This is a genomic window from Flagellimonas maritima (assembly GCF_003269425.1).
Classification (GTDB): Bacteria; Bacteroidota; Bacteroidia; order Flavobacteriales; family Flavobacteriaceae; genus Flagellimonas; species Flagellimonas maritima.
This window is the reverse complement of record NZ_CP030104.1, coordinates 1803995-1826593: the sequence shown is the minus strand read 5'-3', so window position 1 is coordinate 1826593 and position 22599 is coordinate 1803995. Positions and strand designations below refer to the sequence as shown.

Annotated in this window: 23 protein-coding genes; 5 read left to right on the top strand and 18 right to left on the bottom strand. The window is 38.0% G+C overall.

Annotated elements, in window-relative coordinates; translation table 11 throughout:
• Positions 1-219: 219 nt before the first annotated feature.
• The 14 genes from HME9304_RS08065 to HME9304_RS08000 form a co-directional block, all read right to left on the bottom strand.
• Entirely contained in the window at positions 220-1152 is a 933-nt protein-coding gene (locus tag HME9304_RS08065) for a DUF3078 domain-containing protein (RefSeq protein ID WP_112378102.1), read from the bottom strand.
• 62 nt (positions 1153-1214) lie between these two features.
• Positions 1215-1718 carry a DUF2480 family protein gene (locus tag HME9304_RS08060; protein ID WP_112378101.1) on the bottom strand — a complete coding sequence of 168 codons (504 nt, stop codon included), beginning with the start codon at positions 1716-1718 and terminating at the stop codon, positions 1215-1217.
• Positions 1719-1787: 69 nt separating this feature from the next.
• A complete protein-coding gene (locus tag HME9304_RS08055; protein ID WP_112378100.1) occupies positions 1788-2120 on the bottom strand; it encodes an iron-sulfur cluster assembly protein in 333 nt (110 codons plus the stop codon).
• Positions 2121-2270: 150 nt separating this feature from the next.
• Positions 2271-2693 (bottom strand): SufE family protein, encoded by a 423-nt coding sequence (locus HME9304_RS08050; protein ID WP_112378099.1) that lies wholly within the window; start codon positions 2691-2693, stop codon positions 2271-2273.
• Positions 2694-2766: 73 nt separating this feature from the next.
• Positions 2767-3993, bottom strand: a complete 1227-nt coding sequence (locus HME9304_RS08045) for an aminotransferase class V-fold PLP-dependent enzyme (RefSeq protein WP_112378098.1) — start codon at positions 3991-3993, stop codon at positions 2767-2769.
• A gap of 64 nt (positions 3994-4057) precedes the next feature.
• Complete coding sequence (sufD, locus tag HME9304_RS08040) at positions 4058-5374, bottom strand: Fe-S cluster assembly protein SufD (RefSeq protein ID WP_112378097.1); 1317 nt, start codon at positions 5372-5374, stop codon at positions 4058-4060.
• 70 nt (positions 5375-5444) lie between these two features.
• The gene (sufC, locus tag HME9304_RS08035; RefSeq protein ID WP_112378096.1) at positions 5445-6197 is read right to left on the bottom strand and encodes a Fe-S cluster assembly ATPase SufC; all 753 of its coding nucleotides are present in this window, start codon (positions 6195-6197) and stop codon (positions 5445-5447) included.
• Positions 6198-6214: 17 nt separating this feature from the next.
• Entirely contained in the window at positions 6215-7090 is an 876-nt protein-coding gene (locus HME9304_RS08030) for an N-acyl homoserine lactonase family protein (RefSeq protein WP_112378095.1), read from the bottom strand.
• A 79-nt stretch (positions 7091-7169) separates the two neighbouring features.
• The gene (gene sufB, locus HME9304_RS08025; protein WP_112378094.1) at positions 7170-8615 is read right to left on the bottom strand and encodes a Fe-S cluster assembly protein SufB; all 1446 of its coding nucleotides are present in this window, start codon (positions 8613-8615) and stop codon (positions 7170-7172) included.
• Between the two features lie 111 nt (positions 8616-8726).
• Positions 8727-9023, bottom strand: coding sequence for a four helix bundle protein (locus HME9304_RS08020; protein WP_112378093.1), 297 nt, complete (start codon positions 9021-9023; stop codon positions 8727-8729).
• Positions 9024-9086: 63 nt separating this feature from the next.
• Positions 9087-9416: a HesB/IscA family protein gene (locus HME9304_RS08015; RefSeq protein ID WP_112378092.1), complete on the bottom strand. Its 330-nt coding sequence runs from the start codon at positions 9414-9416 to the stop codon at positions 9087-9089.
• Between the two features lie 168 nt (positions 9417-9584).
• Positions 9585-9797, bottom strand: coding sequence for a hypothetical protein (locus HME9304_RS08010; protein WP_112378091.1), 213 nt, complete (start codon positions 9795-9797; stop codon positions 9585-9587).
• Between the two features lie 75 nt (positions 9798-9872).
• A complete protein-coding gene (locus HME9304_RS08005) occupies positions 9873-11213 on the bottom strand; it encodes a hypothetical protein (RefSeq protein ID WP_112378090.1) in 1341 nt (446 codons plus the stop codon).
• Between the two features lie 8 nt (positions 11214-11221).
• Positions 11222-12487 carry a choice-of-anchor B family protein gene (locus HME9304_RS08000; RefSeq protein WP_112378089.1) on the bottom strand — a complete coding sequence of 422 codons (1266 nt, stop codon included), beginning with the start codon at positions 12485-12487 and terminating at the stop codon, positions 11222-11224.
• A gap of 63 nt (positions 12488-12550) precedes the next feature.
• On the opposite strand from HME9304_RS08000, the gene thiL reads away from it, so the two are divergent.
• Positions 12551-13597: a thiamine-phosphate kinase gene (thiL, locus tag HME9304_RS07995; RefSeq protein WP_112378088.1), complete on the top strand. Its 1047-nt coding sequence runs from the start codon at positions 12551-12553 to the stop codon at positions 13595-13597.
• Positions 13598-13721: 124 nt separating this feature from the next.
• Here the strand turns inward: thiL and HME9304_RS07990 are convergent, their stop codons facing one another.
• On the bottom strand, positions 13722-13976 hold the full coding sequence (locus HME9304_RS07990) for a hypothetical protein (RefSeq protein ID WP_112378087.1): 255 nt from the start codon (positions 13974-13976) through the stop codon (positions 13722-13724).
• 273 nt (positions 13977-14249) lie between these two features.
• Between HME9304_RS07990 and brnQ the strand changes: the two genes are divergently transcribed.
• Positions 14250-15521 (top strand): branched-chain amino acid transport system II carrier protein, encoded by a 1272-nt coding sequence (brnQ, locus tag HME9304_RS07985; RefSeq protein WP_112378086.1) that lies wholly within the window; start codon positions 14250-14252, stop codon positions 15519-15521.
• Positions 15522-15532: 11 nt separating this feature from the next.
• On the opposite strand, the gene HME9304_RS07980 is transcribed toward brnQ, so the two are convergent.
• The 3 genes from HME9304_RS07980 to HME9304_RS07975 form a co-directional block, all read right to left on the bottom strand.
• Positions 15533-16495, bottom strand: coding sequence for an L-threonylcarbamoyladenylate synthase (locus HME9304_RS07980; protein ID WP_112378085.1), 963 nt, complete (start codon positions 16493-16495; stop codon positions 15533-15535).
• 323 nt (positions 16496-16818) lie between these two features.
• A complete protein-coding gene (locus HME9304_RS16960) occupies positions 16819-16995 on the bottom strand; it encodes a hypothetical protein (protein WP_164674807.1) in 177 nt (58 codons plus the stop codon).
• A 207-nt stretch (positions 16996-17202) separates the two neighbouring features.
• Complete coding sequence (locus tag HME9304_RS07975) at positions 17203-18495, bottom strand: aminopeptidase P family protein (protein ID WP_112379766.1); 1293 nt, start codon at positions 18493-18495, stop codon at positions 17203-17205.
• Between the two features lie 88 nt (positions 18496-18583).
• On the opposite strand from HME9304_RS07975, the gene HME9304_RS07970 reads away from it, so the two are divergent.
• The 3 genes from HME9304_RS07970 (at position 18584) to HME9304_RS07960 (ending at position 22477) form a co-directional block, all read left to right on the top strand.
• Positions 18584-21427 (top strand): WD40/YVTN/BNR-like repeat-containing protein, encoded by a 2844-nt coding sequence (locus HME9304_RS07970; protein WP_112378084.1) that lies wholly within the window; start codon positions 18584-18586, stop codon positions 21425-21427.
• Positions 21428-21817, top strand: coding sequence for a DUF2721 domain-containing protein (locus HME9304_RS07965; RefSeq protein WP_112378083.1), 390 nt, complete (start codon positions 21428-21430; stop codon positions 21815-21817).
• Positions 21818-22051: 234 nt separating this feature from the next.
• Positions 22052-22477: a hypothetical protein gene (locus tag HME9304_RS07960; protein ID WP_112378082.1), complete on the top strand. Its 426-nt coding sequence runs from the start codon at positions 22052-22054 to the stop codon at positions 22475-22477.
• The last annotated feature ends 122 nt before the right edge of the window (positions 22478-22599 follow it).

Below are 22599 nucleotides of genomic sequence, written 5' to 3'. Positions count from 1 at the left end.
CATTTTCTACCACAGTTTTTTGATCGTTCACAACAAAAGTTTAAGAACAATCTCCATAAAAGCTAGTTTTACATTGTGTTTAAGTGTTAGTGTTACAAACCAAGTCTTTCATAAACTTAACCTACTTAAAGCTTTTGGTTTTTAAAAAATTCACTTAAGATATCAGATAACCCCATAAAAAAAGCCGTTCAGTGAGAACGGCTTTTTTATAGCGCTTTTTTAAAAGGCATAGCTTAAACCCAGCGTCCAATATGTTTGTAATTCATTATCAATAGTATCAAAAGTTGCATCAGGATTAGGGGTTGGAGCAAGGTTTACGATATAATTAAGGGTTTCTTGCCTATTGTTCCGTAATCCAAAATCAAATCCTACGCCTACTGCTTTCCAAAATGTATATGCAAAAGAATTGGTCCAAGTCCAATTGCTTAAATCACCATCTTCATAGCTTTGAAACATTGATAGATTGCTCTTAAAATTTATGGCTCCTAGCTTTTTAGTATAGTCTGCAACAATTTTGGCACCTGCCGAAGATTCGAAAATGGCATCCTCGTCACTAAATACAAAATTATAGTTAAGTGGATGGATCACCACCACCAAATCTTCGATTGGGGTCCACGTGGCTCCTATCCCTACGTCCAAATAACCAGGATCGTTCAAGTTGCTTAAAAGGGTAGTACGGTATTCAACTAAACCTGATAAAGCGAATTTCTCGTTTAGTTTTCTTCCATATAAAGATGAAATATTGAAAACATCCGTTGCCTCTCTAAAGCTATCATCATCAGTAGGGTCATCTTTATCGTCCAGTTTCACCCATGCCAGATTTACATTGACCGCGTTTCTCCAAAAGAATTTTTCCTCTTTCAGATTGGCGTATGCATTTACAGTAAAACCTATATTGCCAGATGAGTTATTGGGAATACCTTGGGCGAACCAATTGTTGAATTCAGAGATGCTCCCCCCTATGGTTCCAAAGGCACCTACTTTCCAACCTGGCAGAGCATCAAGTTTGGCTTGTAGAGCACTTACACGTGCTTGAATGGCTGCAATGGAATCTTTCTTTGGAGCAATCTGGGATTTTAATTCTTCTGCTGTTTGAGATTGGGCAGCAACAATAAAAAAGAATGCCGCCACTGTAAAAAGTAGTTTTTTCATAGCGTATGGAGTTTAATGTTTAGAACCCAAAAATAAGAAATGTCACATTTAAGTAGCTATAATTATTTCTTCTTAAACAAAGGAACTGAAGAACAGGCTTCACCATACATTACGCTCTTGGCCACTTGTTGTAATTTACATACAGCCATAATGTACGCATTTTCAGGCACTGGTTTGTTGGAGCACCCTTTTATAATTACTGATTTGTCCTTAAATTCTGAAATATCAGAATTATCTAAAATGGTTTGGTACAATGCCGTTTCTAAATCTGCCAAGTTGCCAACAACAACTTTTTTAGCAAAAGGAGCTAGTTTGGATGTAACCAGCATAAATGCCCAACCTGGTACTATTGCGTCCGTAGAGCAGGTTAAGGCTACATAATTGTCTTGGTAGAAACTCCAATCAACTCCTTCAAGAAATTTTCTAAACTCCTTTTCCCTTAGGATAAAACCTTCGTGCAGCCAGTCCTTTATATCTAGTAAGACACGCCTACCATTTGGGTATAAATCTTCAAGATTGAAAGTAATCAGATTGCTTTGTGCTACTCTGTTTATGATTTCGGACATAAGATTTGAGTATTGAGATTTGAGTATTGAGATTTTCTAAATACTCAATACCAGTGTCTAACATCTATTTTATAAAAGCCCCAATTCCAATTTTGCTTCTTCACTCATCAATTCTTGTGTCCATGGCGGATCAAAGGTGATTTCCACTTCAACATCTTTTAGAGCATCCAAAGACTTCACTTTTTCCTCTACCTCTACAGGAAGTGTTTCAGCAACAGGGCAGTTTGGAGAGGTGAGTGTCATCAATATTTTTGCGTCATAATCTTCGTTTATAAAAACATCGTAAATTAAACCCAGCTCATAGATGTCAACAGGGATTTCAGGGTCATAAATCGTTTTTAGAACCCTAACTATTTTTTCTCCTAATTCTGCGGTATCTATTGCAGTTATTTCTTCGCTCATTTTCCTTCTAGATTAAAATCAGTCCTGCACAAATTTTAAAATATATCATTTATGTCAGGTCGAGCGCAGTCGAGACCATATTGAAATTCAAAGTTTTAATGCCCTCTCGACTGCGCTCGAGTTGACGCGTTCTATTTTATTGACCTTACTTTAATTAAGCTGTGTTTGGTAAGCCACAGCATAAAGTTTCAACTGTTTTACCATACTTACCAAGCCGTTGGCCCTTGTCGGAGATAAATGTTCTTTGAGACCTATCTCATCTATAAAACCCGTGCTTGCATCAATAATTTCGTGTGGTTTTTGATTGCTAAAGGCCCGAATCAAAATTGCAATGATTCCTTTGGTGATAATTGCATCGCTATCAGCTGTAAAAACCAACTTATCACCATCTAGTTCTGCGTGTACCCATACCTTGCTCTGACATCCTTTTATAATATTATCATCAGTTTTATATTGCTCGTCTATCAATGGAAGTGATTTTCCCAGTTCGATCATATATTCGTAACGTTGCATCCAATCATCGAACATGGAAAACTCATCTACAATCTCATCCTGTATCTTTTCTATGGTCATGTATCAATTTTATTCAAAAATACGATTAGGACGGTTGCCAATCAAGCCTTTAAGATAAAGATAACGGACTGGCTTAAAGCAACATGTTCTTGGCTCTTTCAACACCTTTCACCAAAATATCGACCTCTTCTTTGGTATTGTAAAAACAGAAACTTGCCCTAACTGTTCCCGGAATTTGATAAAAATCCATAATGGGTTGGGCGCAGTGGTGTCCTGTACGGACAGCTATACCAAGTTTGTCCAGAATGGTTCCTATATCGTACGGATGAATGTCTTGTATATTGAAAGATATAACGGAAGTTTTATTTTTAGCCGTTCCGTAAATTTTTAATCCTTCAATAGCCAACAATTGTTCCGTAGCATATTGAAGCAGTTCATCCTCATAGCTTGCAATGTTTTCAAAACCTATCCGGTTCATATAATCCAAAGCAGCACCAAAACCAATACCTCCACAAATATTTGGTGTGCCCGCTTCAAATTTATGGGGCAGGTCTGCATATGTGGTCTTTTCAAAAGTTACCTCGGCAATCATCTCGCCACCACCTTGGTATGGAGGTAATTTTTTGAGCCATTCTTCCTTTCCATAAAGCATTCCCACACCTGTTGGGCCACAAACCTTGTGGGCAGAAATCGTATAAAAATCCACATTTAAAGCTTGTAGATCCGCTTTTATATGTGGTGCGGCCTGTGCCCCGTCAACCAATACCGCTGCTCCAATATTGTGAGCGGCATGTATGATTTCTTCAATGGGGTTGATGGTTCCCAAGGCATTGGAAATATGATTGCAAAAAACAAGTTTTGTTTTGTTGGAAAGCAGTGCGTAAAACTCTTCCATGACCAACTCTCCATTTTGGTTCATTGGAATAACTTTCAAAACCGCCCCTGTGCGTTCGGCCAACATTTGCCAAGGCACAATATTGGAATGATGTTCCATCGCAGAAACCAATATCTCGTCGCCTTCCTTTATAAACGAGCTAAATCCATTTGCAACCAAATTGATACCGTGGGTGGTTCCCGAAGTAAAAATCACTTCATGGGATTTGGCAATGTTGAAGTGCTTTTGGATTTTTATTCTAGCAGCTTCGTAGGCATCAGTAGCTTCTTGTGATAGACTATGTACACCTCTATGGATGTTGGCGTTATAGTTTTGATAGTAATCTACAATAACATCAATGACCTGTTGGGGGGTTTGGGAAGTAGCAGCATTGTCAAGATATACCAAAGGTTTTCCGTTGACCTCTCTATTGAGGATTGGGAAGTCTCGTCGAATTGTTTTGACATCAAAGCTTGTTTCTGTCATGATTGCATTAGCTTTTTTAAAATGAAATGAAAATCTAGGTAATCATAAAAACTATTGGAACAATCTATAACTCGAAACCTACACGAACACCGAGCTTTTTTGCAATCAGTTTGTTGATTCGAGTCTTTAATTCCGGAATACGTACGCTTTCCAATACATTATTTGCAAATGCATACATCAATAACGCTGTTGCTTCTTTTTTTGGAATTCCTCTAGATTGAAGATAAAATAAGGCATCCTCATCCAGTTGACCAATGGTGCATCCATGGGAGCATTTTACGTCATCTGCAAAGATTTCCAATTGGGGCTTTGTATTTATAGTTGCTTTGTCGCTTATCAATATATTATTGTTCTGCTGGAATGCATTGGTTTTTTGGGCAATTTTATCAACGATGATTTTTCCATTAAAAACTCCCGTGGATTTTTCACCAAAAATTCCTTTATAATCTTGATGGCTTTCGCAATTGGGTTGTGCATGGTGTACCAAAGTATGGTGATCCACATGTTGTTTTTCCCCTAGAATAGTAACTCCTTTTAACACAGAGTCCATATATTCTCCATTTTGATAGAAGTTCAAGTTGTTACGCGTCAATTTTCCGCCAAAGGAGAATGTATGGACACGAACGATGCTTTTATCTTTTTGGGAAATGTATGTATTGTCGATCAGGGATGCTGTATTCACATCGTTCTGAACTTTATAATAGTCTACGTTAGCGTCTTTAGCGGCGAAGATTTCGGTAACGGAGTTAGTCAGAACTTCGTTGCCCGTTAAGCTTTGATGACGCTCTATAATCTGTACTTCGGCATTTTCCTCTACAATGACCAAATTCCTTGGCTGCAACATTAATGCCGCTTCGGTACCTGTTGCCAGATGCAATATTTGAATAGGCTTTTTTGGGACCTTGTTCTTTGGAATATAAATGTAAGCCCCTTCTTTACTAAAGGCAGTATTCAAGGTTGTCAAGGATTCATCTTTTGAAGCCACTTTGTTGAAGTAGACATCTATAACCTGTTTGTATTGCGGTTTGGTGAGTGCAGCACTCATCAGACATACATCAACACCATCATGGGTGGTCTCAGATAGATAGGAACTGTATACACCATCGATAAAAACAATTTTATAGGTATCTATCTCATGAAGGAAATATTGTTTGATATCTTTATATTCCAGCGTATTTTCCTGTTTGGGAAAAATACTGAAATCCACTTTTTGAATATTATTCAGAGAAGTATATTTCCAAGCTTCTTCTTTTTTAGAGGGAAAGCCCTTTGCCTCAAAATTCTTTATTGCTTCTGAGCGTACATCATGGACTGGGTGATCTAAATCCACATTGTTTTCAAAAGCCAAAAACGAAGAAAGTAATTTATCCTTTAAATCCATTATATTTCAGTTGGCAGTTATCAGTCACAGTTGGCAGCTTATCAGTGCTTTCTGCTACTGCTTACTGTAATTATACCGTTGCTTCTTGTTTGATCCAATCGTAACCTTTCTCTTCCAGTTCCAAAGCTAGCTCTTTGGTACCCGACTTTACAATCCTTCCTTCGTGTAGCACATGCACAAAATCGGGAACAATATATTCCAGCAACCTTTGGTAGTGTGTAATTACGATTATCGCATTATCCTTTCCCCTAAGCTTGTTAACACCGTTGGCGACAATTCTAAGGGCATCAATATCCAGACCCGAATCGGTCTCGTCCAAAATGGCAAGTTTTGGCTCCAACATTGCCATTTGAAAAATTTCGTTCCGTTTTTTCTCACCGCCCGAAAACCCCTCATTAAGAGATCGCGATAAAAACTTACGGTCAATCTCCAACATTTCAGATTTCTCCCGAATCAATTTCAGCATTTGATTGGCCGGCATATCTTCAAGTCCCCTTGCTTTTCTTGAGGCGTTTATAGCTGTCTTCATAAAGTTGGTCACGGATACTCCTGGAATTTCAATAGGGTATTGAAATGATAGAAATATTCCTTTATGCGCTCTTTCTTCTGGGTCCAGTTCTTCCAAATCTTCGCCATTTAGAGCTATACTGCCCTTTTTTATTTCAAATTCCTCTTTTCCTGCAATTACGGATGCCAAGGTGCTTTTTCCAGAACCGTTTGGGCCCATAATAGCGTGAACCTCGCCTGAGTTTACTTCAAGGTTGATACCGTTCAAAATTTTCTTGTCTTCTATGCTTGCGTGTAAATCCTTAATCTTTAGCATTCTATTTTAATTCAATATTATTTTAAAAATTTGGGTGCTTTGGGTAATTTCTCAAAGTCACCTTTGGCGTGTTGTAGGTATACTGTTGCTCCATTTTCTTCTGCAAAGTCCTCAAAAATTTCCATACTGGCCCTTGTTTGTTCAACGTCAAAATTGAAACTGGGCACTCTCTTATGAGTACGGTTCTCATAAAAATGATACATATCGCCAGAGAGCAGTAATGGTCCGTGTTCGCTCAAATCCAAATAAAGTACTTGATGGCCCGGTGTATGGCCCGGCATTGATTTTATAATCACACTACCATCTTCAAACACATCAAAATCGCCATTTAGTTTTTTTGTTTTTTGAAGTTCTTTTATGGCATTGTAGTTATCGGGGTTGTTCTGTTGAACTTCTTCGCTCGTTATAAAATCGTACTCCGCTTCTTGAACCAACCAAGTTGATCTATTAAAAACATTTGCATGACCCGAATGGTCAAAGTGTGTATGGGAAAGGGCTATATAATCAATATCGTCAACTTTCATTCCAATACGTGACAATTGATTGGTTACTGAATCCTTTCTTGAAACGGTAAAAGCGCCACTAGGGTCTGTAAAAGGTTCTTCCAAACCAACCAAAGATTCTGGAAGGCCGGCATCCCACATCAGGTTACCTTTGGGATGGCTCACTACGTAAAAAGCATCTGCAAATTCTTTGGATTGACCTGTGTACGTAGTATCTTGGGAAAACAGTTCCAATTTATTGGCAATTACGGTGCCTCCGCTAAAAGTATAAAGTTTAAGTTCTGGCTTTGAAACTTCTTCTACTTTACCTTCTTCAGGTTTAGCTTCCTTTTTTTCTTGTTTGCAACTGATTACTGCAAATGTCAATATAAATAGTATTATTTTTTTCATCTTTCAAATATCAGTTTGAGGACGGCCGATAAAATTTAATGTCCTCTCGACTACGCTCGAGGGGAACGTTATTAAATTATTATCCAACAGACCCTTCAAGGCTTATTTCCAATAATTTTTGAGCTTCAACTGCAAATTCCATAGGCAATTTGTTCAAGACTTCTTTGCTAAAACCATTTACGATCAGTGCAATTGCTTTTTCTGTATCAATTCCACGTTGGTTACAATAGAAGATTTGGTCTTCGCCGATCTTGCTGGTAGTTGCTTCATGCTCTATCTGGGCTGTTTTGTTTTTTGCCTCAATATATGGGAAGGTATGTGCGCCACAGCGATTACCCATCAATAGAGAATCGCATTGCGAAAAGTTTCTGGCATTTTCTGCCCTACTGTTCACTTGAACCAATCCACGATAACTATTTTGCGATTGACCGGCAGAAATCCCCTTGGAAATAATTGTGCTCTTGGTGTTTTTTCCCAAATGGACCATTTTTGTGCCTGTATCCGCTTGCTGAAAATTATTGGTTACCGCAATGGAATAGAATTCTCCTACTGAATTATTCCCCTTTAAAATACATGAAGGGTATTTCCAAGTTACTGCTGAACCGGTTTCCACTTGGGTCCAGGAAATTTTGGAATTGTTCTCGCATATGCCTCTTTTTGTAACAAAATTGTATACTCCTCCTTTTCCTTCTTTATTTCCGGGGTACCAATTTTGAACCGTAGAATATTTAATTTCAGCATCATCCAGTGCAATGAGTTCCACAACTGCGGCATGCAATTGATTTTCATCGCGTGATGGTGCAGTACAACCTTCCAAATAACTTACATAACTGCTTTCATCTGCAATAACCAATGTCCGTTCAAACTGGCCAGTACCTCCTTCATTGATTCTGAAATAGGTAGATAATTCCATTGGACATCTTACGCCTTTTGGTATATAGCAGAAAGACCCATCTGTAAATACCGCAGAATTTAAAGCAGCGTAAAAATTATCAGTTTTGGGGACAACGGTGCCCATATATTTTTTGACCAATTCTGGATGTTCTTGAATGGCTTCGGAAATGGGCATAAAAATAATTCCCTTTTCTGCCAATGTTTTTTTGAAGGTTGTTGCAACAGAAACAGAGTCCACTACAATATCTACGGCGACGTTCTGTAATTTCTTTTGTTCATCAACGGAAATTCCAAGCTTTCTGTACATTTCCAATAACTCGGGGTCAACATCATCCAAAGATTTGTTGGGGTCTGCTTTTTTTGGAGCAGAGTAATATGAAATTTCCTGAAAATCAGGTTTTTCATAGTTGACGTTCGCCCATTCCGGTTCTTTCATTTGTTCCCAAACACGATACGCATCCAATCGCCAATCGGTCATCCATTGCGGTTCATTCTTCTTTTTGGAAATCGCTCGTACAATATCTTCACTCAACCCTTTTGGAAAAGTATCAGACTCGATATCTGTATAGAAACCGTACTCATATTCCTTGGTTTCCAGTTCTTTCTTTAATTCCTCTTCTGTGTAAGCCATGTCTTAATCTAGTAAAAAAGTTAAAAAGGAAACGAATAGAATTAAACAATCCTCTTTTTAACAAACTTGATATAATTAGCAAGTTGTCTTGAAATATTCAAAACTTCCTCTCTATATTCTATTAACTCCATTTTCCTCAAAGTAACCAATCTCGTTCATTAAATTGAAAAGATTCCTTACCTCTCCAGCCGAACCCTTTGAAAAATAAAGGAACCTAACTAATTCTTTATCTGTTTCTCTTTCAAATCCTTCAGAAATATTATTTAAAATTGAAATAGTTGCTCTTCTTAATTGGTCTACCATTGCAAAATCTTTTTTCAAAGGATTCTTATCCAATAATCTATAAATCTTACCTGTAAACTTTATGGCCGTTTTATAAACATCTAAATCTTCGAACGATTTATACATTTAATCTTAACTTTTTAACTCTTCTCTCTTTACTCGTTTCTTTTTGTAATTTTTTTACTTCCATTATAAAGAAAAACTTTCCCCACAACCACAAGTCCTCTGGGCATTCGGATTGTTAAAAACAAAGCCTTTTCCATTAAGTCCCCCTGAATATTCCAAAGTTGTACCCACTAAATACAAAAAGCTTTTCTTATCAACTATAATACGTACTGAATTATCCTCAAAAACCTTATCGGTCTCAGCTATGTTTTTGTCAAAGGTCAGTTCGTAGGACAACCCACTGCATCCACCGCTTTTTACACCCACACGAACAAAATCATCAGTGGCATCAAAACCTTCTTCGGTCATTAAAGCCACTACTTTTTGTTTTGCTGTTTCCGAAACTTTAATCATTCTTACTTGGATTTATTCTAAATAGCATACAAATATAGCCTATAAGGAGGGTTTTATCATAATTCCTAACATTATAATAACGAATGATACCATAGACTTTGCCTATAAAAAAAACGACCATTGATTTTAAATCAGTGGTCGTTTGTATTGGTACTAAAAAGCTGGTGTTTAATTGTCGTCACCAATATTGTCTATTGCTTCGTCCACTTCTTCATTTACTTCTTCATCAGCCTTTTCACCTGCTCTTTCAAGTATCCCCTTTTCTTCTTCCTTTTCCGCTTCTTTTTCAATAACTACAGTTTTTTCCTTCGTTTCCCTGCACGAAGTAAATGTGCTCAAGGAAAGCATTAAAACTGGTATTAATAAGAATAATTTTCTCATAATTATTTGGTTTTAGTATTTATAAACAAAATAAAGCCACAAATTATAAAACCCAGTGCTTATATAGTGGAATCATTATCTTATATAGATTATAATCAAATCGACTCCACCTTTATGATCAATTCCCATTAAATCTTTGCTTGTAGTTTCACCTACCAGAAGAATGTTTCCGTTGGACGTTTCCAGAGCATCAAATCCAAAATCCAAATCTGAGCCGCCAAATGTTTGCTGATACTCCAAATTTCCATAAGCATCTGTCTTTATTACCCAAAAATCATTTTCCCCCCTGTTTTCTTCAATAATGCCATCAGTACTTTTAGAATTCCCTGCAATAATAAAGCCCCCATCCAAGGTTGTTTTTATCCCTCTTGCAGCATCAAATCCAGAGCCTCCAAATGTTTTCTCCCATACTAAATTTCCGTCATTATCAATTTTTATAAGCCAAACGTCCGATTCGCCATTATTCTTGGAAACGTCTAGATCTGAACTAAAGGTATTCCCTATAATTGCGTACCCTCCGTCCCTGGTTTTGGTAATATCATAGGAAATTTCGATTCCCGAACCGCCAAATGATTTTTCCCAAAGCATAGTTCCGGTTTCATCTACCTTAACTACCCAAAAATCATAACTTCCTTTTGTATTGGATATATCAAAATCATCACTTTCAGAGAAACCGGCCATAACAAAACCACCATCATCTGCCTGTACTGCACCATGCGCGCGATCATTGTTGGTGCCCCCAAAGTATCTACGCCATTCCAAATTCCCGGACTCATCCAATTTAGTTCCCCAAAATTCACCAACGCCATGCCGGGTCAAGTAAGTTCCTTTACCAAAATTCCCAGCTCCTTCAGATTGCGTAACATCTAAAAAACCTGCAAAGAAAAATCCCCCATCAGAAGTTTCTACTACGTCATAAGAATGGTCGTGACCAGAAAAACCGAAACTTTTCTCCCAAAGAATATTTCCTAAAGCATCCAGACGTACTATCCAATTGTCATGAAAACCCTCATTATTACTTCCATCACCATCATCGCTCATAGCATAACCAACAATGGCATAACCTCCATCTGTAGTTTGTATTATGGACTGTCCTCTATCGTCTTTACTGCCCCCGTAAGTTTTGTTCCACTGCATATCTCCATTAGCATCCAATTTAACTAGCCAATAATCATTGACAGGAGTATCTTTACCCGTTAACTCCCCATCCATGCTATTGGTGTATCCCAAAACAGCAAATCCCCCATCTGATGTTTGGATAACTGCTTGGGCCGTCTCATCTCCTGAACCGCCAAAATTTCTTATCCAATCAACCTCTCCTTTAAAGGAATTTTTTTGATTTGAACCTGATTGGGAATCGTCATCATTGCATGAGAAATACATAAATAAAAAAATAAGTATAAAAACCTTTTTCATAATCTGGATCAGTTTGACTTTTGGACAACGAACAATCCAGAATTAATATCACTAATCAAGATTTTTCCACTTTCAAAATAGGGGTAAACACTCCAGGTCCCATTAAATCCCGTAACGTTACCGGCAGGGTATGTATCAAAAAAAGCTTTTTCAGAAATATTCTCATTTTCAATATCGGAAATATCCAAAACACGCATTCCTGCCGTATAATTGGCCAGGAAAAATTCATCATCCAGTACATATCCATTGTGATCAATGGCACTTGTAGGTCCCGAGTAGGTTGTATGAAGTAAAGGGTTGTCCAAATCGTTCATATCAAAAACCAGTGTTCTAGAGTTGAAACCAAAATCCACTTCGTCCAATTCGTCACCTAAAATAAAATAACGCTGGTCTTCTGTAAACCAACCTTGGTGGGTATACGCCAAATTTCCATACACAAGTGTTTCTATCTCAATAGGATTGGATTTGTCCGTTATATCCACAATCGCAATTTGATTCTCGTTTGCACCGATAAAAATCTCACGTCCCGTATAGTCCATATCCGGTCCTGAATAGGTTACTACCTGCGCATCATGCGTATAACCATTTGTACCATATCCCCCGACTCCTTGGGGATTTGTGGGGTTTTGAATATCAATAAAATGAACTCCCCCGTTAAATGCATCGTTTCTTGCCGTACCCACTGGATAAGCAAATCCTAAATCTTCATTGATTACAATATTGTGTGCATTTCCTATTCCGGTATATCTGGCATCGGCCACAAAAACTTGGGGCGGATTTTCAACATTTCTCAATTTTTTTAAGTCAAAAACTTGCATGCCATGATTTGGCGCTTCGGCAACTATAAAAACGTAATCACCATATACCTTTACATCCCTCCAAAAACTGGCTGATGTTGCGGTCAAAAGTTTACCTAAGTACACAGGATTTTGACTGTTGGTAATATCCACAAAGGCTGTTCCATTGTCCAATCCAATCAAAGCATACTCCCTATTGTTCGCTGTGTCCGTCCACCCCCAAATATCATTTGCCGAAGTTGCAGAAAACGCAGACAGGTCCATTTGAAACAAAAGATCATATCCATTGCAAGGAAAGTTTGATGCTCGACCGCTTTCACATAGCGAAAAAGATACTGCAACTGCTCCAGTACCGATTTCCGAATCGGCCTGTTCACCACCTCCATCATTGTTTGTATCGGGATTTTCAGGATCATCCCCGGAACATCCAAAAAGAAAGACTCCTACGAGTACTAAGAATAAAGAATGTTTCAGCATTCAAGAGTGCTATTAAGTTTATTTTAAAGATACGATTTATAATTATCCTTTTATTTTTGCAAGATGCTAGAAGATAAAAATCCTCAAAGAACAACACTGGAAAATTTGGGAGAGTTTGGGCTGATAAAACATCTTACCCAAAATTTTAAATTGAACCATGACTCATCTGTTCTGGGAATAGGCGATGATGCCGCCGTTCTTGATTTCAAAGGGAAAAAGACAATAATCACTACAGATATGCTTGTGGAAGGCATTCATTTTGACCTCAGCTACATGCCGTTGAAGCATTTGGGCTATAAATCGGTCATCGTTAATCTTTCCGATATCTATGCCATGAATGCAAATGCAACTCAAATTACAGTTTCAATAGCGGTTTCCAATAGGTTTCCCCTTGAAGCCTTGGAAGAATTTTATGAGGGAGTAGCTATGGCATGTAAGATGTACAATGTGGATTTAGTTGGAGGAGATACTACATCTTCAACAACTGGAATGCTTATTAGTATTACAGCTATTGGTATTGCCGAAGAAAACGAAATAGTACCTCGAAGTGGTTCAAAACCAAATGATCTATTAGTGGTCAGTGGCGACCTTGGCGGAGCTTATCTAGGACTCCAAGTGTTGGAACGTGAAAAGGAAGTCTTTAAAGTAAACCCCAACAATCAGCCAGATTTAGAGCCTTATTCTTATATCGTTGAGCGGCAATTAAAGCCAGAAGCCAGAAAGGATATTGTAGCGCTACTTCAAAAGCTTGATGTTAAACCAACTGCCATGATCGATATCAGCGATGGATTATCTTCTGAGATTCTACATTTGTGCGAACAAAGCAGTACAGGTTGCAATCTTTTTGAAGATAAAATTCCTTTAGATCCTACAGTCATGTCGACCTCGGAAGAGTTTAAAATGGATGTTACCACGATTGCCTTGAGTGGAGGTGAGGACTACGAGTTATTATTTACGATCGATCAGTCTGATTTTCCAAAGATAAAGGGCAATCCGAACTTGACCGTTATAGGACATATTACGGACAAAGGAGAAGGGGCGCATTTAATTACAAGGGGTGACACAAAGATTCCGGTATCGGCACAAGGATGGAACTCTTTTAATCCATAAAAAACCCGAAAACAAGAACATTTCTTGCTAAACGGTCTTGGGGCACGCGACTGAATAGACAAAACGCTTTCTTAATTTCCGGGAATAAACCTTCGAAATTATGCTATCTAAAGTATACTGTAAATTAAGCTACTTGAGGAACTTGTCTATTATGTCTTTTACGATACATATCTTCTAAAGTACTGTTGATCTCTTGCATTTGTGGAGTCAATTCTGATAGTTTACCACTTACGTCCGTAGTAACTTGTTTTTGACAATGAGAGCATTTGTACTCTTTGATGTGTTGTGTAACCTTTTTGGAAACTATATAATGATGTCCGAACAGGTTACAGAAAAAAGAAGAAAATTTTTTGCCATGGTGGGTAGTAGATCTATTCATAAGCTTGGTTTTGTTTGGGAGAGCATTAGTACGATTTGGGAATCGAAAAACGCAAAAACTATTTACTGTAATTTTATTTTATATACTTGAATTTTGAATGAACATTTACTTTAGGAACGCCTGTTAATAACTTTTTATTATATGGACTTGTTTCAGAGAGGTTTTTTTCGATGAAATGCGTAATTATCGACAAATTGTTGTTTTCAGAGGTCAAAATGCATTGCTTAAATATAGTTTTTTAATTTACCTTAACAAAGAAATTATTAACAATAAATGAATAAAAAATCGATTGCAATAACTGCGTTTGCACTTTTTTCTTTGTTCTTTGGGGCAGGCAATCTGATTCTTCCACCACAACTCGGATTTAAATCGGGTAACCTATGGTGGTTGGTTGCTTTGGGTTTCTGTCTTTCTGCTGTTTTAATTCCTATTCTGGGAATTTTGGCACATGCCAAACTCCAGGGCACCATGTTCGACTTTGCCAAAAAAGTATCCCCAACATTCAGTCTTATATATTGTTATATAGTATATGCCATTTCTATAACATTACCTTCCCCTCGAACGGCATCCGTGACACACGAAATGGCCATTCAACCCATATGGGATTCGTCATATCTGCTAACGAGTATTATCTATTTTGCACTGGTCTATGTTTTTGTGGTAAACCGTTCCAGGATTTTAGACGTTGTCGGCAAACTCCTTACTCCAGCAATTCTTATAATTCTACTGCTTATTATTGGAACAACTCTTTTTAATGCGCATTTTGATTTTGGCTTAACAGAATTCACAAATCCGTTTACACATGCCATTTTGGAAGGCTATCAAACATTCGATGCCATAGGAGCCGTAGTTGTAGGAGGTGTTATCATTATCTCCATCAATTTGAAAGACAGCAAGGCTTCTTACGAATCCAAAAAAAATGTAATTAGAAAAGCTGGTTGGTTAGCTGGGCTAGGTTTGTTTTTAATTTATACCGGACTCATCGTCACAGGTGCTTTGTTCCATAATTCTTTTGACGTTGAAATATCCCGCACTGCTCTTCTAAGCAACATCAGTTCGAAAACCTTAGGGAATACGGCCAATCTATTTTTAAGTATTTTGGTGGGTTTGGCCTGTTTCACTACTGCCGTGGGCATAGTGACGGGTACCGCAGATTTTATTAAGGGACGCTTTAATAATTCGGAACGGGCTTACGTAATTACGGCTATTTTAGGTTGCGTTATTGGCATATTGATGGGGCAGTTCAACGTAGACTATATTATTGCCGTGGCACTACCGGCACTAATGTTCATTTACCCTATCACGATTGTTTTGATTCTATTGAACGTACTCCCGGAAAAATTTGCTCCCTCAAAAGTTTTTAAAGGGGTTGTCATAACTACGATTATATTTAGTATTCCCGATTTTTTAGGAAGTATAGGGTGGGGAGAATCCGTTTCGGGGATTGCCCCATGGATTCCTTTAAGCCAATTTCATATGGGCTGGGTATTACCAGCTTTGATAATTTTTATTTTAGTGAATTTCATTTCAAAACGACCTAAGTAATTTTTGAGGAATTATTCTTTCTTCGTTGCCCTTTGCAACCGGTCGTTGATTGATTTTCCCAATCCGGTATCCGGAAAACGTACCGCAATAATCATATCCAAATTCAATTTGTCCATTTTGTGCAAAGCGCCATATAGCCTTGAAGCAGCTTCTTTAAGGCTTCCAGAGCTTGACAAAACTTCTTGATGAAAAATAATTGGATTTTCTATTTCATCCTTGAAGAGCAAAAGCCCGATTTTTTTATCGGTCTTATTCTTTATGAAAGATGCTACATCATCCACCAGAAAAGTGCTTGTATTTGGGGCATAGTGTCGCGAAAGCATCCCAGGAGCATCTGGGGATTTCTCTTTTTTGTTTTTGATTTCAATTTCACCCACCTCATTTGTGATTTCTTCTAGGGCAATGGAACCCAATCGATACAGTACGGGTTTATCATCTTCAAAACCTACGATGGTGGATTCAATTCCATTTTCGCAGTTCCCGCCATCCAATATCAAAGAAAGTCCATCTTCAAAATAATTGGCTACATGTGATGCTTGGGTTGGACTGATAGATCCGAACGGATTTGCACTTGGAGCTGCCAATGGAAAATTTAAATTCTTCAAAAGTTCTAATGTAACTGGATGTCCTGGAATTCGAACTGCAACCGTATCCTTTTTTGCCGTGACCAAATCAGGAACAGTATCTTTTTTTGGTAAAATCAAGGTCAAAGAACCTGGCCAAAAAGCTTTGGCTAATAACCTTGCTTTTTCTGGAATGTGTGTCACAATTTCTTCGGCTTGAGCTAGAGAATGAACATGAACGATCAAGGGATTAAACAAAGGCCTTTGCTTCAACTGAAATATCTTTTTAATAGCTTTTTCGCTATAAATATTTCCCGCCAGTCCGTAAACAGTTTCTGTGGGAATGGCCACTACATCTTCGCGATTTAAGATTTCAACCGCTTTTAATATGTCCTTGGATATTTTGGTCATCCTAATCTAACTTCTGAAAACTAGTCGGCAAAGGTTGGTGTTTTTCAAAGATTTTGCAAGGTTGATTGTTCATTGTTCATTGTTCATTGTTCATTGTTCATTGTTCATTGTTCAAAAATGTCTTATTTTACTTATATTCTTAATCTTCTAAGAAAAACTTTGTGGTTTGGGTATTCGCTTTAAGCAGAAAGCTAATTGCTATCGGTTCTCCACCACTTATACGCCCATTACAACTTTTCCCGAAAAACTTGAGATTCTTTTTCGAAATTCTGAATCAGTCACCTGACACCTGACAACTGATAACTGATACTATTAAATGACCATCAAGACCCTCTTTTCTTTTTATTATAATAGTAAATAGCATAGGCGACACTGATTAAAACTACAAAAGGCAAATAGCTTCCAATCACCACCCCAATTTGGTAGGCACTGTCTGGAGCCTTGTTTATCTTTTCCTCGATATTGGGTTGTTGTGCGAGTAGAAAGAAAATTGGTTTCATACCTTGATTCGTTTTTATATCGAATTAATTTTATTCAGGTGTCAGGAGTCAGTATTTAGAAAAAAATCTGAAACTTACAGCCCTAAAATTATAACTTCCCACTTACCTCCAAACTTTCACCCTTCATCAAACACGAGAAACTAGAGAAGAGAAAAAAGACTCAAGCTCATAACGCTCGAACAACCAACAAAAATCATCCGTTATCTGTCATCCAAGCATCAGTTCTTCAATCTCCTCAATCTCAATAGGGATATTTTGCATCAAATTAAAAGGCTCTCCGGTTTCCCGAATCACCACATCATCTTCAATTCGAATTCCCATTTGCTCATCCGGAATATAAATCCCTGGTTCAACGGTAAAGACCATATTAGGTTTCATCGGTGTTTTCAGTTCCCCATAATCATGGGTGTTCAACCCAATGTGATGACTGGTGCCGTGCATAAAATACTTTTTATAGGCAGGCCAATCTTTATCCTCGTTCTGTACATCGGCCTTGTTCAATAATCCCAGACCTAATAATTCTGAGGTCATGATTTTGCCTACTTCCTTATGGTATTCTGCCCAAATGCTCCCTGGCACTAAAAGTTTTGTAGCTTCATTTTTTACCCGAAGCACTGCATTGTATACTTGTTTCTGTCGATCTGTGAATTTTCCATTGGCAGGGATAGTTCTCGTCATATCACTGGAATAGTTGGCATATTCCGCACCTACATCCATTAAAATTAAATCCCCGTCCTTTACCTGCTGGTTATTCTCTATATAATGCAGCACATTGGCATTGTTGCCAGAAGCAATAATTGGGGTATAGGCAAAGCCTTTAGAACGATTGCGAATAAATTCATGCAGAAATTCGGCCTCCATTTCATATTCCCAAACACCAGGTTTTGTAAACTGTAAAATACGTCGGAATCCTTTTTCAGTGATGTCGCAAGCTTGTTGCAAAAGTTCAATTTCTTCAGGCTCTTTTACACCACGTATCTTTTGTAAAATTGGATTGCTCTTGGCCCATTGGTGCGCTGGAAAATCTTTTTTACACTTTTCAATAAAACGGTCTTCCCGGGTTTGGGTCTCTACGGCTTGCCTATAATGCTCATTGGTATTGAAATAAATCGTTTCCGCTTCGGTCATCAAATCAAAAAAGGTTTTATCAAAATCCGACAACCAATAAATAGTTTCAATTCCAGAAACCTCCGTAGCTTTTTCCTTAGTTAATTTTTCACCTTCCCAAACAGCAATATGTGCATTGGTCTCACGAACAAACAGTACTTCTTTGTGTTTTTTATCCATAGCATTCGGGAAAAGCAACAGGATGGTTTCCTCTTGGTCGGCCCCGCTCAAATAAAAAATATCCCTGTGCTGTTCAAAAGGCATGGTGCTATCCGCACTAACGGGGTAGACATCGTTGGAGTTGAATACCGCAATGCTCTTAGGTTTCATGTGAGCCATGAATTTTTTGCGGTTTTTTATAAAAAGTTTGCTGTCTATTTGGCGGTATTTCATAAGGCTAAAATCGATTTCTTCAAAAGTAGTTAATTGCGATACCGAAGACAAATTCATACCTTCCGTAGCAAATTAAATCCTTGGCTAAATGAAACGGTTTTTACTTCCTCTTTTTATTCTATTATTTCAACATGTAATCGGGCAACAGACCTCAACCCCTGCTGAAAAAGTAATGCAGGCTTTAGAGCAAAAGGGTAAAATGGCCGAAACCTCTTTGGTTAAAAATATACCGCTAAAAAATATTGGCCCTTCTGTAATGAGCGGTCGTGTGGTAGATCTAGAGGTCAACCCGATTAATCCAACGGAATTCTATGTGGCCTACGCTTCTGGCGGACTTTGGCACACAAATACCAATGGAATTTCCTTTACCCCGGTTTTAGATGGTTCCGACACCCAAAATATTGGGGATATTGCTGTTGATTGGACCAATGGAACTTTGTGGGTAGGTACTGGTGAAAACAATTCCTCACGCTCTTCCTATGCGGGTATCGGTATTTTAAAATCCACGGACAAAGGAAAAACATGGCAAAATATGGGCTTGCCAGATTCCCACCATATTGGTCGTATCATTATTAATCCTAATAATCCTGATGAAGTTGTGGTGGGGGTTACAGGACATTTATATACTTCTAACGAAGAAAGGGGTATTTATAAAACCACGGATGGAGGAGCATCGTGGCAGAAAACCCTTTTTGTAAATGATAGAACGGGAATTATCGACGTGGCCCATGCACCAAACAATTTTAATATTCAGTATGCCGCAGCGTGGGAAAAAGATAGAAAAGCATGGAATTTTTCAGGAAATGGTCCTGGATCGGGAGTTTACAAAAGTGTTGACGGTGGAAGCAATTGGACCTTGATTACGAAAGCGGAAAGTGGTTTTCCAACCGGTGATGGTGTCGGTAGAATTGGTTTAGCGGTTCTTGATGAAAATACGGTCTATGCTATTCATGACAGTCAGTTTAGGCGCGAAAAGAAGGATGCCGAAAAAAAAGAAGAACTCACCAAAGATGATTTTAAATCGATGGATAAGGATGCTTTTCTTGCTCTTGATAATAAAAAACTAAACGACTACCTGAAAACTAACGGTTTTCAAGAAAAATACAGGGCAGAAAATGTGAAACAAATGGTTCGCAGTGGTGCAGTAAAGCCAATTGACCTAGCTAAGTATCTGGAAAATGCAAATTCCCTGTTGTTCGATACACCAGTAGTGGGTGCAGAAGTCTACCGAAGTGATAATGCTGGAAAAACGTGGATGAAAATGAACGAAAATTACATAGATGACCTTTTTTACAGCTACGGATACTATTTTGCGCAAATACGAGTTGATCCCAATAATAAGGACCGTATTTATTTGGCCGGTGTTCCCTTAATAAAATCGGAAGATGGAGGAAACACCTATACATCCATAGGGAAAGAAAACGTACATGCAGATCATCATGCGTTATGGATTAATCCAAAAATGCCGGGACACCTCATCAATGGAAATGATGGCGGCGTAAACATTACGTACGATGATGGTGAAAATTGGATGAAAAACAATTCACCAAAAGTAGGACAGTTCTATGCCATCAATATAGATAATGAAAAACCATATAATGTCTATGGTGGGCTGCAAGATAATGGCGTATGGAAAGGACCCCATAATAATGAAGAGAATAGTCGTTGGCACCAAACGGGAAAGAATCCATGGGAAATGATTATGGGCGGTGATGGTATGCAAGTACAAATCGACAATCGAAACTCCAATGTGGTTTATACCGGTTTTCAATTTGGCAATTACTATCGTTTGGATTTAGAAAATAGTGGCAGAAAATACATTCAGCCCAAACATGAACTGGGCGAATCGCCATATCGATTTAATTGGCAAACACCTATTTTACTATCTAAACACAATCAAGATATCTTGTACTTGGGCGGAAACAAATTACACCGCTCCTTAAACCAAGGTGATGATTGGGAAGCTATTTCCAATGACCTGACTCAGGGCGGTAAGACGGGAAATGTAGCCTATGGTACCTTGACCACCATTTCAGAATCCCCATTCAAATTTGGATTATTATATACTGGAAGTGATGACGGTTTGGTACACATATCCAAAAGTAGTGGTGGAAGTTGGGAAAATATTTCTACTACTCTTCGAAAAAATCTATGGGTGACCGAAGTTGCAGCATCCAAGCACAAAAAAGAACGGGTTTATGTTACTTTGAACGGATATCGTTCCGACGACTTTACAGCGTATGTTTTTATGAGTGATGATTATGGTAAAAGTTGGAAGAGCATTTCAAGCAACATCCCGACCTCTCCGGTAAATGCCTTTGTGGAAGACCCAGAAAATGAAAATCTATTGTTTGTAGGCACCGATAATGGGTTGTACGCAAGTTTTGATCGGGGGGAATCTTGGGAATTGCTCCAGAACGGCATGCCCAATGTTGCCGTTCACGATTTAGTTATTCATCCCGAAGAAAAACATCTCTTGGTCGGTACACATGGCCGAAGCATCTATAAAGCAGATATTAGGGCACTACAGCAGATTACATTGGACGTACTTTCCGAAGAATTGGTAGTCTTTGATGTTGAAAATATAAAACATTCCAAAAACTGGGGCAACTCTTGGAGCTCATGGTCCAAACCGGACACCCCAGGATTGGACATTACATTCTATTCCAGCAAAACGGGAAGTTACTTGGCAAAAATCATGACTGCCAGCGGAACAGAAGTAAGCTACGTGGAAATTGAAGCCGACAAGGGATTGAATATTCTTTCTTATGATTTGGCTTTCAGTAAAAAAGGGAAGAGTAGCTTTTTAAAGAAGAATAAAATGAAATTGACAGAAGCTAAAAATGGTAAAACATACTTGCCCAAAGGAAATTATATAATTGAGATTTCAGGGAATGGACAAACGGAGAAAGTTGAATTTAAGATTGAATAAATGCAATTAACCCTAAGCATTCCGGCCTTATTGTTTCCAGCAATTTCACTGACCATGTTGGCATACAATGCCCGTTATTTGGCAATTGCTGCATTGATCAGGCAATTGCACAAGCAATACGCAGAGGATGCCACTCCTCCACTGGAAAAGCAAATAGCCCAATTAAGAAGAAGATTAGGTATTATTAAAAATATGCAGGCCATGGCCATTATCAGTTTCTTATTGGCCGTTATTACAATGTCCCTAATTTATATTGAACTTACCATTTGGGCCAACATCATTTTCAGTGCCAGTTTGATGGCTCTGATCATCTCCTTGCTCTTATCATTGATAGAGGTACAATTGTCAACAAAGGCGTTGGCCATACAGTTGAATACTATGGATAAATAAACGGTCTTTATGAAATGATTGGCAGAATTAATCTTGGCCCTTAATCGTTATATATGTTATGATTTTAATCTCTACAGCTAAGAAAAAGCATTAGGAAATTCTAATAATCAAAAATGGATTTGGTTTTCCTTAATAAAAGTCAGAAAGTTTACCCAACTTGGCAATCTTATCCTTTCGTGCAAAATCTAGGAATATTAATACCTTTACTAGCACTTTTTTAAAAACGGTTTTGTCATGAAACGTGTTAGGGATATCGCATATTTCAAAAAGATAAGGGAAATAAGGGAATACGAATTTGGTCTTTTCTATTTTTTTGATGGTCTTGTTATTTCAGAAATCCATAGTGGCGTTACTTTCAATTGGAACATGGCTCAAAAAGTGGTTGACGCAGCTCATGAGTTTTACGGGAAGAATATTCCCATTGCCTATATCTCAAACAGAGTCAATGATTATTTTGTGGTTCCCGGAGATTGGGCCAAATTTTATAGAAACAGGCATAAGTTAAGTTTCTATTCGGTTGTAGGAAATACTAAAGGTAGTTTTACAAGTCTTGTTCTTGAACGCATGTTCTTTCAAAACTCCATAAAACAATTTTCCGATGTAGAAGACGCTATTGATTGGAGTCTTACTAAAATTGCAACCCAAAAGGAACTTGCTTAATTACTCTCTTTGGGAAGAAAATCCCTCCACTTTTGTTAAAGACTTTAGTTTAATTTTTCGGGAGCCTTTCGGCACAAGCAAAAAATGCATTAACGGATAGCTAAGGAATTGATTGGTTGTTT

Bases quoted from the DNA above. Each gene is read 5' to 3' on its own strand.
- HME9304_RS08065 (WP_112378102.1), bottom strand. From the start codon at position 1,152: ATGAAAAAACTACTTTTTACAGTGGCGGCATTCTTTTTTATTGTTGCT.
- HME9304_RS08060 (WP_112378101.1), bottom strand. From the start codon at position 1,718: ATGTCCGAAATCATAAACAGAGTAGCACAAAGCAATCTGATTACTTTC.
- HME9304_RS08055 (WP_112378100.1), bottom strand. From the start codon at position 2,120: ATGAGCGAAGAAATAACTGCAATAGATACCGCAGAATTAGGAGAAAAA.
- HME9304_RS08050 (WP_112378099.1), bottom strand. From the start codon at position 2,693: ATGACCATAGAAAAGATACAGGATGAGATTGTAGATGAGTTTTCCATG.
- HME9304_RS08045 (WP_112378098.1), bottom strand. From the start codon at position 3,993: ATGACAGAAACAAGCTTTGATGTCAAAACAATTCGACGAGACTTCCCA.
- sufD (WP_112378097.1), bottom strand. From the start codon at position 5,374: ATGGATTTAAAGGATAAATTACTTTCTTCGTTTTTGGCTTTTGAAAAC.
- sufC (WP_112378096.1), bottom strand. From the start codon at position 6,197: ATGCTAAAGATTAAGGATTTACACGCAAGCATAGAAGACAAGAAAATT.
- HME9304_RS08030 (WP_112378095.1), bottom strand. From the start codon at position 7,090: ATGAAAAAAATAATACTATTTATATTGACATTTGCAGTAATCAGTTGC.
- sufB (WP_112378094.1), bottom strand. From the start codon at position 8,615: ATGGCTTACACAGAAGAGGAATTAAAGAAAGAACTGGAAACCAAGGAA.
- HME9304_RS08020 (WP_112378093.1), bottom strand. From the start codon at position 9,023: ATGTATAAATCGTTCGAAGATTTAGATGTTTATAAAACGGCCATAAAG.
- HME9304_RS08015 (WP_112378092.1), bottom strand. From the start codon at position 9,416: ATGATTAAAGTTTCGGAAACAGCAAAACAAAAAGTAGTGGCTTTAATG.
- HME9304_RS08010 (WP_112378091.1), bottom strand. From the start codon at position 9,797: ATGAGAAAATTATTCTTATTAATACCAGTTTTAATGCTTTCCTTGAGC.
- HME9304_RS08005 (WP_112378090.1), bottom strand. From the start codon at position 11,213: ATGAAAAAGGTTTTTATACTTATTTTTTTATTTATGTATTTCTCATGC.
- HME9304_RS08000 (WP_112378089.1), bottom strand. From the start codon at position 12,487: ATGCTGAAACATTCTTTATTCTTAGTACTCGTAGGAGTCTTTCTTTTT.
- thiL (WP_112378088.1), top strand. From the start codon at position 12,551: ATGCTAGAAGATAAAAATCCTCAAAGAACAACACTGGAAAATTTGGGA.
- HME9304_RS07990 (WP_112378087.1), bottom strand. From the start codon at position 13,976: ATGAATAGATCTACTACCCACCATGGCAAAAAATTTTCTTCTTTTTTC.
- brnQ (WP_112378086.1), top strand. From the start codon at position 14,250: ATGAATAAAAAATCGATTGCAATAACTGCGTTTGCACTTTTTTCTTTG.
- HME9304_RS07980 (WP_112378085.1), bottom strand. From the start codon at position 16,495: ATGACCAAAATATCCAAGGACATATTAAAAGCGGTTGAAATCTTAAAT.
- HME9304_RS16960 (WP_164674807.1), bottom strand. From the start codon at position 16,995: ATGAAACCAATTTTCTTTCTACTCGCACAACAACCCAATATCGAGGAA.
- HME9304_RS07975 (WP_112379766.1), bottom strand. From the start codon at position 18,495: ATGAAATACCGCCAAATAGACAGCAAACTTTTTATAAAAAACCGCAAA.
- HME9304_RS07970 (WP_112378084.1), top strand. From the start codon at position 18,584: ATGAAACGGTTTTTACTTCCTCTTTTTATTCTATTATTTCAACATGTA.
- HME9304_RS07965 (WP_112378083.1), top strand. From the start codon at position 21,428: ATGCAATTAACCCTAAGCATTCCGGCCTTATTGTTTCCAGCAATTTCA.
- HME9304_RS07960 (WP_112378082.1), top strand. From the start codon at position 22,052: ATGAAACGTGTTAGGGATATCGCATATTTCAAAAAGATAAGGGAAATA.